Genomic DNA, 16,730 nt, shown 5'->3' with positions numbered 1-16,730 from the left:
CGCCTCCTCTATGTTATTGGTGAACACAAAAACGGCTTCTCTCGTCCTATACGCTAAGGACGAAAGAAGCCGTGATCTTCCGCGGTACCACCTTAGTTCGCCAAAAAGTGGCGCACTCAAAATCGAATAACGGTCGATGGACCGAACTTTCCTACTCCATTCAGAAAGTCAGCTCCGAGGCGACTTCCGCGTCCATCCCTCGCAACCTTTCACCAAGCGGTCGCGTCTCTAAAAGGAATGGAGGATGCGTACTACTCCTCATCAATGCTTTTCATCGTATCTGTTAAATAATTGTAGCGACAGAAACGTCAGCAGTCAAGATTAGAGTGAAAACTCTTCTTGAAGCTCCTTGAACGTCGCCTCGACCGCTGCGATCGTCTTCTCGATATCCTCGTCCGTATGAGCCGTCGATAGGAACAATCCTTCGAACTGTGACGGTGGCAAGAAGACGCCGCGCGCCGCCATCTTCTGATAGTACGAACGGAACATCTCGAGGTTTGCCGACTTCGCTTTCTCGAAGTTCGTCACTTTCTCGTTCGTGAAGAAGAAACCGAACATCGAGCCAGCACGGTTCGTGTCGTGTGGGATGTTGTATTTCTCACCAGCCTGCGTGAAGCCTTCCGCGAGACGGTCTGCTTTACGCTCGAACTCGGCGTAGTGCTCAGGTTTGAGTTGCGAGAGTGTCGTGTAACCGGCAATCATCGCGAGAGGGTTACCCGAGAGCGTACCTGCTTGATAGATTGGACCTTGTGGTGCAATCTGTTCCATGATCTCGCGTTTCCCACCGTATGCACCGACCGGAAGTCCGCCGCCGATGACTTTTCCGAGACATGTGAGGTCCGGTGTGACACCGAAGTACCCTTGTGCACAGTTGTACCCGACACGGAAGCCCGTCATGACCTCATCAAAGATGAGGAGCGCGCCGTTTTGTTCCGTGATCTCACGAAGTCCTTCGAGGAACCCTGGTTGTGGTGGCACGAAACCCATGTTTCCTGCTGCTGGTTCGACGATGACGCCAGCGAGATCATCACCGTATTTTTCAAAGGCGACGCGGACTGCGTCCAAGTCATTGTAAGGAACCGTGAGCGTATGGCTCGCGAGCTCTTTCGGTACACCTGGTGAGTCTGGAAGACCGAGCGTCGCGACGCCAGACCCGGCTTTGATGAGAAGCGAGTCACCGTGTCCGTGGTAACATCCTTCGAATTTCAAAATCTTTGTCTTTCCGGTATAGCCGCGTGCGAGGCGAAGTGCCGCCATCGTCGCTTCCGTTCCCGAGTTGACCATGCGGACCATCTCGATCGATGGGACACGGTCGATGACGAGTTCTGCCATCTTCGTTTCAAGCTCGGTCGGCGTCCCGAACGTCCAGCCTTTTTCAGCTTGTTCTTGGATCGCTTTCGTGACGACCGGATCACGGTGACCGAGGATGAGTGGTCCCCATGAGAGGACGTAATCGATATATTCGTTGCCATCGATGTCATAGACGCGTGAGCCTTCACCACGTTCGGCGAAAATTGGCGTCATCCCGACCGATTTATAGGCACGGACCGGGCTGTTGACACCGCCTGGCATGAGTGGACGAGCTTGTTCGAACGCTTCCTGTGAGCGCGTTTGGTTGTATGTCATGCGTAGTCTCCTTCCAAGTAGCGACAGACGTCTTTTGCGAAATACGTGACGATGAGATCGGCACCGGCACGTTTGAATCCGACCATCGTCTCCATGACGATGCGTTCTTCATCGACCCAGTCGTTGAGTGACGCGGCTTTGATCATCGCATACTCACCGCTCACGTTATACGCCACGATTGGCATATCGAGTGAGTCGCGCATGTCACGGATAATGTCCATGAACGCGAGAGCCGGTTTGACGATCATGAAGTCGGCACCTTGTTCGACGTCCGATTGTGACTCACGGAACGCCTCACGACGGTTCGCCGGGTCCATCTGATACCCTTTACGGTCGCCTTCACCAGGAGCCGATTGGGCTGCGTCACGGAACGGTCCGTAATACGCAGACGCATATTTGACGCCGTAGCTCATGATTGGAATGTGACTGAATCCGTTTTGGTCGAGACCTTCACGGATAGCTGCGACGAATCCATCCATCATCGAGCTCGGTGCGATGACATCGGCACCCGCTTGTGCTTGCGTAATGGCTGTCTGGACGTGAAGTGGAAGTGATGCGTCGTTATCGACGTCCCCATCTCTCACGAGACCACAATGACCTGTCGACGTGTACTCACAAAGGCACGTATCGGCGATGACCGTGAGCTGTGGCGCCCACTCCTTCACTTTACGAATCGCTTCCTGGACGATGCCGTGGTCATGATACGCTTCGCTGCCTTCCGGGTCTTTATGTTCCGGCACACCGAACAAAAGCACAGATTGAAGACCGAGGTCGACGATTTCTTTAATCTCTTCTTCGAGTCGGTCAAGTGAATAATTGAAGACGCCAGGCATCGAGCTGACTTCACGTTTAATGTTAGTCCCTTCAATGATGAAGAGCGGGTAAATCAAATCTTCTTTTCGAACATGATTTTCACGTACGAGGGCACGCATCGACTTCGATGAGCGAAGACGACGGTGACGGTCAAACTGGTTCATGAAAAATCCTCCCCTACACACTGTATTAATGCATCCATAGTATAACATTCTGGCACTCGTACCGGTAATGTCGACACTTGTCGGACGGCGCGTTCGGTCACTTCGCCAATGGCGTACCACGTCCCGTTGAAGTGGGACAAGTGTGGTGTGAGCGCATCGACGGCCGACGGACTCAAGACGAGTAACGCCTTCACCGTCTCGAGTTGTTGTTGTTGGTCCGAGGTCAATCGGATTGGAATCGTCTCATAGACGACCCAGTCATACACGCAAGGCAGCATCGACATATGTGACGTGTTCGCCAAATTGCCACGTGCAAACAAGACGACATCATCGGTCGAAACAACGTCAGATAACTGCTCAAAAAGCGCCTCACCCGTATACGTCTCCGGCATGAGCGAGACGGTAAAGCCCTCCGCTTCAAGCGCCCGCTTCGTCTTCTCTCCGACAGCGGCGACTTTGACGTCACGCGTCAGATTCCGAAGGGCTTGCACCGCGTTTTGACTCGTGACGACGAGCCAATCGAATCGTTCCACGGGTGGCGGTGTATGCGTCTCTCTCGTCTGAATGAGCGGGACATGATGAACGGAAAGACCGCTCGCCTCGAGCCGTGCCCGTTGCGAAGCGGTCATTCGTTTCGTTCCCGTGTACCAAACGTCACTCATTGACCGAGGCGAGGATTTCACGCCCGCCACGACCGAGCAATTCTTCTGCTACGTCCATTCCGAGTGCGATTCCGTCCGTTGACGTTTTCGTCACGCGAAGCACTTCTTTCCCGTCCACTGACGCGATGAGACCTGTCAGTGTCACGTCGTCACCGTCGACCGTCGCATAACCGCCGACCGGTACGTGACAACTTCCTTCAATCGCTTTTAAGAAAGTACGCTCCGCTGTAGCCGCTTTCGCTGTCACTTCATCATGCAACAATTGAAGCACTGCCGTCACTTCTGCGTCGTCCTTGCGGCTCTCGATGGCGAGTACGCCTTGTCCGACAGCAGGTACCATGACGTCCGGGTCAAGCGCTTCGAAGTTGACACGATCTGTCCACCCCATCCGCTCGAGTCCTGCTTTCGCGAGCAAGATGGCATTGTAGTTCTCGGAGTCTAACTTCTTCAGACGCGTGTCGATGTTTCCACGAATCCATTGAATCTCAAGGTCAGGACGGGCTGCCAAGATTTGAGCACCACGACGGAGTGAGCTCGTTCCGACAATCGAACCTTTTGGAAGCGTCTCGAACGTGTAGCCGTTCTCACAGATGAGGACGTCACGCGCATCGACACGTTTCGGCATGCAGCTAATATAGAGTTCTTCTGGTAGTTCGGCCGGAACGTCTTTCATGCTGTGTACGGCGAAATCGATGTCCCCATCGAGCATCTGTTGTTGAATCTCTTTGACGAACAACCCTTTCCCACCGACTTTCGACAATTGCACGTCGACGATTTGGTCACCTTTCGTCACGATTTCTTTAATCTCGAACTCGTTCTTTGCTCCAGCTTGCTTCAACTGCTCGATGACCCATTTTGTTTGAGTCATGGCGAGTTGGGAACGGCGTGAGCCGACAATGATTTTCCGCATGTTCAATCTCTCCTTCATAGAAAAAGGCGACACGCGTCGCCTTTTTGTCTTGTTAGCGCATCAATGCGCGAAGTGGTGCTTTGGCAGAAGTGGCATCTGTTTCTTCCACTTCGTCTACAGGTTGTTCCGGCAACTCGACATCAAGTCCAAACGTCTCGATGAATTGAGCGATTCGAACGTTCGCGTCCGGTTGAGCCGCTGCATCTTTAATGTAGTCAATCGGGTCACGAAGCATTTGATTGATGATCGACTTCATGTGCTTCCCGATGACTTTCTTGTCGCGTGCTGACAAATGGTCGAGCTTACGCTCAAGACTCGTCATCGTATCTTCTTGAATATCAAGGGCACGAGCACGCAACTCGTTCATGATTGGCACGACACCAAGCGTGATGAGCCATGTTTGGAACTCTTGAATCGCTTCATCGATTTTCATTTCAATCTTTTCAGCCTCGACGAGACGCGCTTCAAGATTTTTGTTTACGATTCCATTCAAATCATCGACATCGAACAAATGCACACCCGGAAGTGTCGCGACCGCTGGATCGATATCTCGCGGCACAGCGATGTCAATGAGAAGAAGCGGACGTTCGCGGCGCAGCAACTGTGCAGCCGCTACATCGTCGTATCCAATGACGGCATCCTTCGCCCCGGTCGAACTAATCAAAATATCTGCATCAAGTAATCCACATGCGATCTCACGAATCGAATGGGCACGGCCTTTGAACTTATCCGCTACAGCTTTTGCTTTGCTCTCCGTCCGGTTGAAGACAGCGATTTGTTTCGCACCAGCTTCAAATAAGTTGAGTGTCGTCAATTCACCCGTCTCACCGGCTCCGACGACGACGACTTGTTTGTCTTCAAGCTGTTGATACATCTCTTGTGCGAGCGTCACGGCAGCCGAACTGACCGATACAGACATTTCCCCAATTTGCGTGTCCGTATGGGCGCGCTTGGCGAGTGTAACCGCTTCTTTGAATAATTTGTTGAAGACCGTTCCTGTCGTTCCATGCTCCTGGGCACGGAAGAAACTCGTCTTCACTTGACCTAAAATTTGTGTTTCTCCGATGATCATCGAGTCGAGGCCCGACGTGACACGGAACAAGTGGCGAATCGCCTCTTCCCCTTCTCGAATCGACAAGTATGGTGTGAACTGCTCCATCTCTAAGTTGAACCAGTTCGCCAAGAAACGTTTCGTGTAATAACGTCCAGTATGGAGTTGATCTGTCACGACGTACAGCTCCGTCCGGTTACACGTAGACAAAATAACCGACTCGAAAATGCTCTTCTCTTCGCGAAGTGCAATCATCGCATCCACGATTTCTTGCTCCCCAAACGAGAACTGCTCCCGAATCGCGACAGGGGCTGTCTTGTTATTTAGTCCAACGACGACAATATGCATGTATCTCTTCCCCTCATCTAAAATCCACCGACGGTTGTCTCTTCTTTTTTCAATCTCTACCGTACATTATAACAGTTCTTATCTGGTAACTATAATCTTCTGTTTGATTTTCCTGAAATAAAATAAGAACTTTTTGTGACAAAAAGAAGTAGAAATGGCGAAACTCCATTCCTACCCTTTTTTCTTATAGATTTGGCGAGTTCGGGTCCGTAATAATCGGACTCTCGGGCTCCTCTTTGTCTAAATAATGCTCACGTTCTCGTAATTTATAGATGCGAACGATATTCTGGACAACCGTTTTGGCGACCGCATAAAACGGTACAGCGATGAGCATTCCGATGATACCGGCCAAATTTCCTGCCACGAGCAAGACGATGATGATCGTGAGTGGGTGTACTTTTAACGACTTCCCTTGAATGAGTGGCGAGATGACGTTCGACTCAATTTGTTGCACGACGATGATGACAACGATGACCCATAATACCTTGATCGGATCTTGAATGAATGCCACGACCACTGCCGGTGCAGCCCCTAGGAACGGTCCAACGTAAGGGATGATATTTGTTACCATCATGAAGAGTGCGAGCAAGATGGCATAATCTACACCGACGATCCATAGACCGATCAGTGACGTGATTCCAACGAAGAATGCGACGAGCAACTGTGCATTGACGTAGCTCCGCACCGTCTCGTGCATGTCATGCAAGATGTGACGCGTCTCTTTCTCATAGCTCGAGGGTAAGAGTTTGACGATAGCGTCTGGTAAACGTTTCCCGTCGAGTAACATGTAAAGAAGCATGAACGGGATAACAACGATCGTGATAACCGCTGACGTCACGAATCCGACGACTTGACCGAATGATGAGGCAATGTTTCCGAATAAGTCTCCTAAGTACGACGTGATGTTCGTCGTCAAGTTACGGAACATCTCGTCATTTTCTGCCATGAAGCGTGCAAAGAACTCATTTTGTAGCAACGTGTCACGGACAGCGAACGCCTGTTTCTGAAGTTCTTTTGCGATACTCGGCATAGCGTTGACGAGCGACGTGATTTGTTCGCCTAAAACCGGTCCGAGAATACTGAAGACAAGTGTAAAAATAAGCACGAGTCCGATCAGTGTGATGGCTACAGCTAGTGTTCTCTTCCCTTTTAAGCGTTTCTCTAAGAAATCGACAATCCCGACCAGGAAATAAAAGAAGAGTCCGGCCACAATAAGCGGAACCGTGACGAGTGCCAAAATAACTTGAATCGGTTCAAACACGAATGAGATCTGTGTCCCGACCCAAATGACTAAAAAGATGGTCAGCGTCCAAAAGAGGGCACGATACCATTTGTTTTCAAACATGCGTTGCATTTCTCCACCCCGTTTACAATGATGACTATGTACTAACTATGATTATACGATAATTACCCGCTTGCGGGCTGACAAAAACAAAAAGGCGAAGGAATCCCTTCGCCTTCTCCTTATTCGCCTTCTGTGATGAGTGCGTAAATCGCTTTCCACGCCTCGTCTTTTCCTTCTGCCGTCTCGGCTGAGAAGGCGACAAAACGGTCAGATGGATCGAATTGAAGCTTGCGTTTCACCGCCGCCTCATGTTTTTGACGCTGACTCTTCTTGATTTTATCGAGTTTCGTCGCCACAACGATGACCGGAATCTCATAATGTTTCAAGAAGTTGTACATCGTCACATCGTCGCCCGTCGGATCATGACGGATATCGACGAGTAAGACGACGCCACGAAGCGCCTCTTGACTCGTCAAATACTGTTCCATCATGACGCCCCACTTCTCACGTTCCGTCTTCGATACTTTCGCATATCCGTATCCCGGAACGTCAACGAACATGATCTCATCATTTATGTTGAAGAAGTTAAGGGTCTGTGTCTTCCCTGGTTTCGAAGACGTCCGTGCGAGCGCCTTCCGTTGGCAAATCTTATTGATGAACGACGATTTCCCGACGTTCGACCGCCCGGCAAGTGCCACTTCCGGCAATTCATGGACCGGGTAATGGTCTGGCGCGACGGCACTCGTCACAAACTCTGCTTTGTTGATCTTCATTTAATTTCCTCCAAATGCTACATCTAGTACTTCATCGAGTGTCGTCACGGGAACGAACGTCAATTTCTCACGAACCGTCTCTTGAATATCATCGATGTCTCGCTCATTATCTTTCGGAATGACGATGGTCGTCAACCCGGCTCGATGAGCAGCGAGCGCTTTTTCTTTCAATCCGCCGATCGGCAAGACACGTCCACGGAGTGTGATCTCACCTGTCATTCCGACATCACGATGGACTTTCTTCCCGGTCAATGCGGAAATCAAGGCCGTCGCAATCGTGATTCCTGCCGACGGTCCGTCTTTTGGCACGGCACCCTCTGGCACGTGAATGTGAATGTCTTGTCGCTCATAGAACGTCGGGTCAATCCCGAACCGCTCTGCGTTTGCACGGACATAGCTATATGCTGTTTGTGCCGACTCCTGCATCACATCACCGAGTTTCCCCGTCAACTGAAGTTTGCCTTTCCCTGGAGCGAGCGCCACTTCGATTGTGAGCGTGTCGCCACCAAACGCCGTGTAGGCAAGGCCTGTCACCGCACCGATGGAGTCCTCGGTCTCCCCTTTTCCGTAGCGATACTTCGGCTTCCCGAGATACGTGATGATCGCCTTTTTCGAAATCGTGACCCGTTTCTTCTCCCCGATGGCGATTTGTTTCGCGGCTTTTCGGCAGAGTGATCCGATGACGCGTTCTAAGTTCCGGACGCCGGCTTCACGTGTGTAACGACGTACGACTTCATAGAGCGCATCTTCTTTAATCGTCAACTGACTCTTCTTCAATCCGTGCTCTGTCAACTGTTTCGGCACCAAGTGACGCTTCGCGATCTCTACTTTCTCAAGCTCCGTGTACCCACCGATTTGAATCAATTCCATCCGGTCAAGAAGCGGTGCTGGGATTTGTGAGACATCGTTCGCAGTTGCGATAAAGAGAACGTTCGACAAATCGAACGGTTCTTCGATGTAGTGGTCAGAGAAGGAGACGTTTTGTTCCGGGTCGAGCACTTCTAGCATCGCGGACGCCGGGTCCCCTCTGAAGTCAGAAGCCATCTTGTCGATCTCATCGAGCAAGAAGACCGGATTTTTGCTTTCCGCTTGCTTCAGCCCACGGATGATCCGTCCTGGCATCGCACCGATATACGTACGACGGTGCCCACGGATTTCCGCCTCATCGCGCACGCCACCGAGTGAGACACGAACGAAGTGACGTTCAAGTGCCGAGGCGATCGAACGGGCGAGTGACGTCTTCCCGACCCCTGGAGGTCCGGCGAGACAGAGGATTGGTCCACGAAGCGAGTTCGTCAACTGGCGGACGGCCAAATACTCGAGGATACGGTCTTTTACCGATTCTAAGCCGTAATGATCATCATCAAGGACATCTGCCGCATGTTTCACGTCAAGCTTATCTTCCGTCTCAATGCCCCACGGAAGAGAGGTGACCCAGTCGAGGTAGTTACGGATGACCGCATACTCCGGAGACGTCTGCGGCACGACGTTCAATCGTTCCGCTTCACGCATGACGTTCTTCCGCGTCGTCTCTGGCAAGTCGAGCGCCTCTAGCTTCTCACGAAGGCGGTTCGGTTCTGACTCTTGCGTCTGGTCACCGAGTTCTTGTTGGATCGTCTTCATTTGTTCTCGTAAGTAGTACTCGCGCTGTGACTGCTCAATTGACTTCTTCGTCCGCTCGCGCATCTCTTGCTCGAGCTCAATCACTTCGACTTCATGTGCGATGATTTCAAGCAGTTCAAGTCCTCGCTTGACGGCATCTGCCTCTTCGAGCATCGCTTGGCGAAGCTCGACGTCGACATCGAGTTTTGACGTGATATAGTCCGTGAGTGATTCAAGCCGCTCATACATCTCGAAACGGCGACGCTCATCTGGCGACATACCCTTAATGTTTGCGACGAGTTTTCCGAACTGTTCTTTCAACAGACGGACGAGTGCTGTTCGTTCGACCTCTTCCCCTTCTACGAGTTCGACCGGTTCGATGTTGGCGAACCAACCTTCATCCGTCGATTCGACCGAGTCGACACGGACGCGCTCTTTCCCGACAATCCGAACCCGAATCGTCTCGTTCGACAATTCGCTCATCTTCGCGATGTGGACACGTGTTCCAATCGTGTACAAGTCTTCCGGTTCTGGAGACTCGTTCCCAGTTTCTTTCTGTGTCACGACAATCAAATCTGTTTCATGCTCCTTTGCGGCAAGGAGCGCCCGAAGGGATAACGGGCGTCCGACATCGATGGTCACACCGATGAGCGGATATACGACGACTCCTCGCAAAGGAAGGATTGGTAATTTTTCCATATACAACGCCTCCTGTGCAAAAAGGCCCAAAACTCGGATGTGCCGAGTGTTTGAGCCTTCTTCGTTAAAGAATTATGCTGTCTCTTTGTTGTCCCCTGTCTGTTCGACAGTACCGTCACGAAGGACGTATTTCGGACCGGCAAGACCCGTAATCGTTTCATCCGTGATGATGACTTTCTCGATATCGTCACGCGATGGGACAGTGAACATCACATCGAGCATCATTTCTTCGATAATCGAGCGGAGACCGCGCGCGCCAGTCTTACGTTTGATCGCAAGTTTGGCGATTTCGATCAATGCTTCGTCTGTGAACGTCAATTCGACATCGTCAAGCTCGAGCATTTTCTCGTACTGACGGACGAGAGCATTTTTCGGCTTCGTCAAGATTTCAACGAGCGCTTCTTCATCGAGTGTCGTGAGCGTCGCCATGACTGGCAAACGTCCGATGAACTCAGGAATCAAGCCGAATTTTTGAAGGTCTTCAGGGAGTGCGCGGGCGAGCAAGTCCTCTTGCGTCAACTCGCGATTCTCTTGGTCGTTTCCGAAACCGATGACTTTCTTCCCGATTCGGCGTTTGACGACCGATTCGATGCCGGCAAATGCGCCACCGACAATGAAGAGAATGTTTGTTGTGTCGATTTGGATAAATTCTTGATGCGGATGCTTACGTCCACCTTGTGGCGGTACGCTTGCTGTCGTGCCTTCAAGAATTTTAAGGAGCGCCTGCTGAACGCCTTCACCGGATACGTCACGCGTAATCGATGGGTTTTCAGACTTACGGGCAATCTTATCGATTTCATCGATGTAGATGATCCCTTTTTCAGCCTTCTCGACATCATAGTCAGCCGATTGAATCAATTTGAGCAAAATATTCTCAACGTCTTCCCCGACGTAACCTGCTTCCGTCAAGCTCGTCGCATCCGCGATTGCGAATGGGACGTTCAAGACGCGAGCCATCGTCTGAGCGAGAAGCGTTTTTCCGCTACCCGTTGGTCCAATCATGACGATGTTCGACTTCGCAAGTTCGACATCATCCGAACGGCCACCGGCGTTGATACGTTTATAGTGGTTATAGACAGCAACTGAAAGCGCACGTTTGGCGCGGTCTTGACCAATGACATAATCGTCTAGGATGTTACGAATCTCTTGTGGTTTTGGAATGTCTTTGAATTCAACTTCTTCCTCTACACCGAGCTCTTCCTCAACAATTTCATTGCAAAGTTCGATACATTCATCGCAAATGTATACGCCAGGACCGGCGACTAACTTACGAACTTGTTCTTGCGATTTTCCGCAAAACGAGCACTTGAGTTGCCCCTTTTCCTCGTTAAATTTGAACATTCGATACACCCCTTCTGTGGTGAAAATGGATGTAAGTGCGATAAATCGCGATTTGAATTTTCTGGTGCGATGCACCGCGAAAAGACATTTTACATCTCTGCGTTGAAATAATTGTAGCATGAACATATTGCGACTTCAAAGAATTACACATGCAATGTGCTGTGACAGAAAAAAGGACGACCGCTAGGCAGTCGTCCTTTCGAATATCAGCTTACTTCGCTTTACCGTTTTCAACGAGGATGTCGATCGCTTTACGGAATTTGAGGTCACCTTTAAGTGTCTCAAGTCCACCTTGCGGAGCGAGCATCGTACGGAGTTGGTCCGGGGCGATGTTGTAAAGTTTAGACATTTCTTCAAGCTCTTTCTCAGCATCTTCGTCAGATACTTCGATTGCTTCTTTGTCAGCGATTGCTTTCAAGACGAGACGAGCTTTTACGCGCTCTTCAGCTTGCTCTTTCATCTCTTCGCGCATTGCTTCTTCAGAAGTACCAGTGAGCTCGAAGTACATGTTAAGGTCGATTCCTTGTGAAGATACACGTGAACCGAACTCTTGTACCATGCGGTCAACTTCTTGTTCAACGAGAACTTCCGGTACGTCGATTGTCGCGTTAGCAGTTGCCTGCTCTACGAGTTGGTCGCGCATTGTACCTTCAGCTTCTTGTTTCTTACCAGCTTCTAAACGCTCACGGATGCTTGCTTTCAACTCGTCGAGTGTCGAAACAGACTCGTCGATGTCTTTTGCAAACTCGTCGTCGAGTTCAGGAACTTGTTTTGTTTTGACTTCGTGAAGTTTGACTTTGAATGTCGCTGGTTTACCCGCTAAGTTTTCAGCGTGGTACTCTTCAGGGAATGTTACTTCAACGTCTTTTTCTTCACCAGCAGTCATGCCGATCATTTGCTCTTCGAATCCTGGGATGAATTGACCAGAACCGATTTCGAGTGTGTAGTTCTCAGCTGTGCCGCCTTCGAACTGCTCACCGTCAGCGAAACCTGCGAAATCAAATACAGCTGTATCGCCGTTTTCGATTGCACCTTCTTTAACAGCTAGTTCTGCGCCTTGCTGTTGAAGTGCTTCAAGTTCTGCTGTTACTTCGTCTTCTGTTACTTCAGTTGAAACAGCTTCGTACTCGAGGCCTTTGTATTCGCCAAGCTCAGCTTCTGGCTCAACCACGAATGTCACTTTGAAAGCGACTGGTTTGCCTTTCTCGAGCGTGCCGTCTACATCGATGTTTTCGAGCGCGATTGGTTCGAAACCAGCTTCTTCAACCGCACCTTGGATTGTGTCGCGGTAGAGAATGTCGAGCGCATCTTGATAGAGTGCTTCTTCTCCATACATTTTGTTGAACATTGGGCGTGGCAATTTACCTTTACGGAAGCCAGGCACGTTCAAGTCTTTGACGACTGTTTTAAATGCGGCGTCAACTGCTTTATCAAAAGCTTCTGCAGGAGCTTCGTACGTGAGTACGCCTTGGCTACCTGATGTTTTTTCCCATTTTGCTGTCATGCTAAGTCCCTCCAACAATTCGTTTATACCGTACAAAAATGTACAACAATCCGTATTATAGCATAAATCCTCGGTAAGCACACAAGGATTTAGTCTAATAACGCCTGTGTAAAGCGAAGATCCGCCTCTAAAATCTCCGCGGCTAAACCGTCGACCGGTTCGTCATGTAAAATCGCTTGTTTCGCCTGTACGAGCGCCTGTTCCACATCCGCTTTTTCGGCTGGCACATCCGGATAATGCGTATACATGTAATTCATCAACAGCTGGGTCCCAATCTCATCGCCTTCAACTGATTTTTGAAGAGAAAAGACGGTCTGCTCCCACGTTTCAATCTGCGCTTTCGCTTCCGTTCGTGTCATCTTGTTCGAAACGTCCCCATCCGTCCATTCGATGACATCTAGTTCGGCGAACGCTTTTTCCAACACGATCAGTTTGATGAGCTTCGGACGCTCCGACACGAGCAGTTCATGTAGCACATTGTCGAGCACCGGGTCGATTTGAAAGTGAACATGTTGTAATGCTTCAATCTGTTCCCCCGTACTCCCTCGCGTCAGCGTTCGTTTCAACTTGGCAATTGCCGCCGGAAACTCGGTCATCTTCAACACTTGAAGTACCTGATGTGCCTGTGTGTTGACCGTATCCTTCTTGTCCTGCCATTCGAGATACTGGTTGATCCAGTGCGCCGCTTCAAACGGTTGGTCACGCATGATGTAATACTGCGCAATCTGTAACCCTCCTGAGGCCGGTTCTTCCGCCTCGGACATATGGATGCTGACGAGTTCCTGCAGCTTCTCGAGTGTCTCCGGATCGTCCGGTCGTTCCATTGCACATTGGAAGATTTCCATGAAAATAAACGGGTCCCCTGGAATCGTCTGATACCAATCCCATAAAATCGGTTCGATCCGCTGTCGTTCCCCAGAAGCATCTGCCTCCTGAATCATCTTATGCAGACGCGCCCAATTCCCAGGGAACGGATAGTCCTGATCCTTTTCCTTCTCCATCTTCCCTCACCCTCTCTTCCATTCCCCTTCATCTTCCGTTAGGACGCGATTCCTTGTCAATCGATTTCCCGGAAAATGAAAAAAGAGACGTTCTCCGTAGAGAGCGTCTCTATTTTAATGGAAGCGTCCCAAGAGGGATTCGAACCCCCGACCGACGGCTTAGAAGGCCGTTGCTCTATCCTGCTGAGCTATTGGGACATTGACATGAAAACTATAATAGAAAAATGGTTTCCTGTCAATCGATTTCCCGTTCGAAACTCATAGTTTTCCTGAGATGTCCAAGTCTTCGACGTGAGAACCGTCTTCTGAGCGATAGAATCGCACTGTTGCTTCCCCCGCTTCGAGATCGAGTAACGCATACGTTTTGTCCGTTCGTCCTCGCGGCATGCGAATCGAACCTGGGTTGATGTAGACAACCCCGTCCTCGATCAGCGCACCCGCCACATGCGAGTGACCGAACAAGACGACATTCGCTCCCACTTCTTCCGCTCGATACCGTAGACGGTTCAAATCGAATTTGACGTCATGATGGTGCCCGTGAACGATTAAAATCGTACCGGCATCCGTCGTCTCGATGCGTTCAAGGGGAAGGTCTCCACCGAAATCACAATTCCCCCGAACCGTTCGATAAGGTAACAAATGTTCATCCACAAGAGCGAGTTGTGAATCCCCGCAATGGAAGGCGTCATCAATTTCCGCCTCGTGCCTTTCAAAAATCGTCGTCAACTCTTCGGTCAAACCATGACTATCACTCACTATTAGAAAACGCATAAGCTTCATCCTTTCATGAATGGTATGATTTCTGCCTCCAGTTTTCGTAGTGCCTGTCCACGGTGGCTGACGACCGCCTTCTCGTCACGCTCCAACTCTGCCGCTGTCTTATGAAGCGATGGGACGATAAAGAGTGGATCGTATCCGAAGCCATTTTCGCCTTGTGGGGAATAACCGATTGTCCCTTCGATCGTTCCACGAACGGTCAACGTCTCTCCGCTCGGTTTCGCAAGACAGAGCGCACAGACGAAACGCGCCGTACGATTCGTTTCTCCGTTCAATTTTTCAAGAAGAAGCGCATTGTTTGCCTCGTCTGACTTTTCTGGACCTGCAAAGCGGGCTGAATATACTCCCGGTGCCCCGTCAAGTGCGTCGACTTCAAGACCGGAGTCGTCCGCCAGAACGGCATGTCCAAAATAAGCTGCCGCCTCGGTCGCTTTTAACGCCGCGTTCTCTTCAAACGTCGTGCCGGTCTCTTCCGTCTCTGGTGCATCCGGATAGTCGAGTAGTGATTCGACCTCGAACCCGAGCGGCGTCAGCATTCCTTCGAGTTCTTTCACTTTTCCAGGATTGTGTGTCGCAATGATCAACTTCATAATGTCTCCTCCGAACGTTCTCCGACGTACCACCAAGAAGCACCGAGTGCCGCTTCCGCCGTCTTGAATAATGATTCGATGCCGTGTTGCGCGAGCGCGAGCATCTCGTTCATCTCTTGTAGCGTGAACGTCGCCTCTTCCCCTGTACCTTGTACTTCGACGAATCGACCGCTTGCCGTCATGACGACATTCATATCGACCTCTGCCGCAGCGTCTTCTAGGTAATCCAAGTCTAAGACAAGCTCGTCCGTTCGCCCGACCGAAATTGCGGCCACACCTTCTTTAATCGGTGTATCTTCAAGTTTCCCTTGGCGAATCAAGCGGTCGACGGCCAACACGAGCGCGCAAAAGCCACCTGTGATGGAAGCCGTCCGAGTCCCGCCATCCGCTTGAATGACGTCACAGTCGATCCAAATCGTTCGTTCGCCGAGACGTTCTAAGTCCACGACCGAGCGGAGCGACCGACCAATCAGACGCTGAATTTCCATCGTTCGTCCCGACTGTTTTCCGCGTACCGCTTCTCGGACAGTACGGTCTCCCGTCGCCCGTGGTAGCATCGCATATTCTGCATTGATCCAACCTTGTTTCTTTCCACGAAGGAAATTTGGTACGCGCTCTTCCACAGTTGCGGTACAGATGACTTTCGTATCGCCGATTGAAATTAAAACGGACCCTTCCGCATGTTTGTTCACGTGCGGCACAATCTCGACTGCGCGCAGTTCATCAAATCGTCTCGCATCACGCAATGCCGGTCACCTCGACTTTCTCCGCATGAACCGGACGTCCGAGCCATTCGCTCGCGAGTCGGTCAAATAGTTCGATGTCACCCGTCGCATAGAAGGAATGTGCCGGGACTGCATCCAACCCGTTTTCAAGTTCCTGATAATCGAGCATCGCTGCCACTTCAAGTGCCGTCTCGTCACCTGATGAGATGAGGTGGACGTCCGGTCCGACCACATCTTGAATGACCGGAGCAAGTAGTGGGTAATGCGTACAACCGAGAATCAACGTATCCATCTCGGATGGTTGAAGTGGACGAAGCGTCTCCTCCACCACTTGTCGCACGCGCTCTCCAGACACTTCTCCAGCCTCTACGAGCGGGACGAACGGTGGGCACGCGAGTGAATACACATCGACCTCACCTGCTACGTGACGTAACGCCTTCTCATATGAACCGCTTTCAATCGTCATCTTCGTACCAATGACACCAATATGCTTGTTGCGCGTTCCTTTGACAGCCGCGCGGGCACCCGGGTCGATGACACCGATGACCGGGATGTCGAGACGTTTGCGTGCCTCCTTCAATACGACCGCTGTCGCCGTATTACAGGCGATGACAATCATCTTGACGTCTTTCTTCAATAAAAATTCAATCAATTCCCATGTATATGCTTCAATCTCATCGTGCGGACGCGGCCCGTACGGACAGCGTTCTGTATCTCCGATATAGACGATTTCTTCTTTAGGGAGTTGGCGCATCAATTCTTTGACTACCGTCAACCCACCGACTCCTGAATCGAGGACTCCAATCGCTCGTTTCATTTGCATCACTTCCATTCTCACCTATCTTACCAAAAAATCTCG

15 protein-coding genes, 1 tRNA gene and 1 other annotated feature are annotated in these 16,730 nt (G+C 50.7%); all 16 genes read right to left on the bottom strand.

Annotated features, from left to right (window positions below):
* Nucleotides 1-52 precede the first annotated feature (52 nt).
* Nucleotides 53-274 (bottom strand) — a binding site (T-box leader).
* A 47-nt stretch (nt 275-321) separates the two neighbouring features.
* The 16 genes from hemL to racE all read right to left on the bottom strand — a co-directional run bounded on the left by hemL (nt 322) and on the right by racE (nt 16,688).
* Nucleotides 322-1,626, bottom strand: a complete 1,305-nt coding sequence (gene hemL, locus Q9R25_RS01075; protein ID WP_031421390.1) for a glutamate-1-semialdehyde 2,1-aminomutase — start codon at nt 1,624-1,626, stop codon at nt 322-324.
* Nucleotides 1,623-2,603: a porphobilinogen synthase gene (gene hemB, locus Q9R25_RS01070; protein WP_214691149.1), complete on the bottom strand. Its 981-nt coding sequence runs from the start codon at nt 2,601-2,603 to the stop codon at nt 1,623-1,625. Before hemB ends, hemL begins: the two co-directional genes overlap by 4 nt.
* Nucleotides 2,600-3,232, bottom strand: a complete 633-nt coding sequence (locus Q9R25_RS01065; RefSeq protein ID WP_214734012.1) for a uroporphyrinogen-III synthase — start codon at nt 3,230-3,232, stop codon at nt 2,600-2,602. Before Q9R25_RS01065 ends, hemB begins: the two co-directional genes overlap by 4 nt.
* Before the next feature lie 25 nt (nt 3,233-3,257).
* On the bottom strand, nt 3,258-4,175 hold the full coding sequence (hemC, locus tag Q9R25_RS01060) for a hydroxymethylbilane synthase (RefSeq protein WP_311282706.1): 918 nt from the start codon (nt 4,173-4,175) through the stop codon (nt 3,258-3,260).
* A 52-nt stretch (nt 4,176-4,227) separates the two neighbouring features.
* On the bottom strand, nt 4,228-5,574 hold the full coding sequence (hemA, locus tag Q9R25_RS01055; RefSeq protein WP_074037529.1) for a glutamyl-tRNA reductase: 1,347 nt from the start codon (nt 5,572-5,574) through the stop codon (nt 4,228-4,230).
* A 184-nt stretch (nt 5,575-5,758) separates the two neighbouring features.
* Entirely contained in the window at nt 5,759-6,928 is a 1,170-nt protein-coding gene (locus Q9R25_RS01050; protein ID WP_311282705.1) for an AI-2E family transporter, read from the bottom strand.
* A 110-nt stretch (nt 6,929-7,038) separates the two neighbouring features.
* The gene (yihA, locus tag Q9R25_RS01045; protein ID WP_015881115.1) at nt 7,039-7,632 is read right to left on the bottom strand and encodes a ribosome biogenesis GTP-binding protein YihA/YsxC; all 594 of its coding nucleotides are present in this window, start codon (nt 7,630-7,632) and stop codon (nt 7,039-7,041) included.
* Nucleotides 7,633-9,933 (bottom strand): endopeptidase La, encoded by a 2,301-nt coding sequence (lon, locus tag Q9R25_RS01040; protein ID WP_311282704.1) that lies wholly within the window; start codon nt 9,931-9,933, stop codon nt 7,633-7,635.
* A gap of 72 nt (nt 9,934-10,005) precedes the next feature.
* Nucleotides 10,006-11,274 (bottom strand): ATP-dependent protease ATP-binding subunit ClpX, encoded by a 1,269-nt coding sequence (gene clpX, locus Q9R25_RS01035; RefSeq protein ID WP_015881113.1) that lies wholly within the window; start codon nt 11,272-11,274, stop codon nt 10,006-10,008.
* A 211-nt stretch (nt 11,275-11,485) separates the two neighbouring features.
* Nucleotides 11,486-12,778 (bottom strand): trigger factor, encoded by a 1,293-nt coding sequence (gene tig / locus Q9R25_RS01030; protein WP_015881112.1) that lies wholly within the window; start codon nt 12,776-12,778, stop codon nt 11,486-11,488.
* A gap of 89 nt (nt 12,779-12,867) precedes the next feature.
* The gene (locus tag Q9R25_RS01025; RefSeq protein ID WP_214691151.1) at nt 12,868-13,779 is read right to left on the bottom strand and encodes a hypothetical protein; all 912 of its coding nucleotides are present in this window, start codon (nt 13,777-13,779) and stop codon (nt 12,868-12,870) included.
* A 124-nt stretch (nt 13,780-13,903) separates the two neighbouring features.
* Nucleotides 13,904-13,977: transfer RNA gene (locus tag Q9R25_RS01020), tRNA-Arg, on the bottom strand.
* 60 nt (nt 13,978-14,037) lie between these two features.
* The gene (locus Q9R25_RS01015; protein WP_015881110.1) at nt 14,038-14,550 is read right to left on the bottom strand and encodes a metallophosphoesterase family protein; all 513 of its coding nucleotides are present in this window, start codon (nt 14,548-14,550) and stop codon (nt 14,038-14,040) included.
* Between the two features lie 5 nt (nt 14,551-14,555).
* A complete protein-coding gene (locus Q9R25_RS01010) occupies nt 14,556-15,146 on the bottom strand; it encodes an XTP/dITP diphosphatase (protein ID WP_074037535.1) in 591 nt (196 codons plus the stop codon).
* Nucleotides 15,143-15,892, bottom strand: coding sequence for a ribonuclease PH (gene rph, locus Q9R25_RS01005; protein WP_214691152.1), 750 nt, complete (start codon nt 15,890-15,892; stop codon nt 15,143-15,145). Before rph ends, Q9R25_RS01010 begins: the two co-directional genes overlap by 4 nt.
* Nucleotides 15,885-16,688, bottom strand: coding sequence for a glutamate racemase (racE, locus tag Q9R25_RS01000; RefSeq protein WP_074037958.1), 804 nt, complete (start codon nt 16,686-16,688; stop codon nt 15,885-15,887). The genes rph and racE overlap by 8 nt, the downstream gene beginning before the upstream one ends.
* Nucleotides 16,689-16,730: the final 42 nt, after the last annotated feature.

Source organism: Exiguobacterium sp. BG5(2022), from assembly GCF_031844365.1.
GTDB lineage: Bacteria > Bacillota > Bacilli > Exiguobacteriales > Exiguobacteriaceae > Exiguobacterium > Exiguobacterium profundum.
Note: the sequence above shows the minus strand (reverse complement) of the source record. Positions and strands in the feature narration are given on the sequence as shown.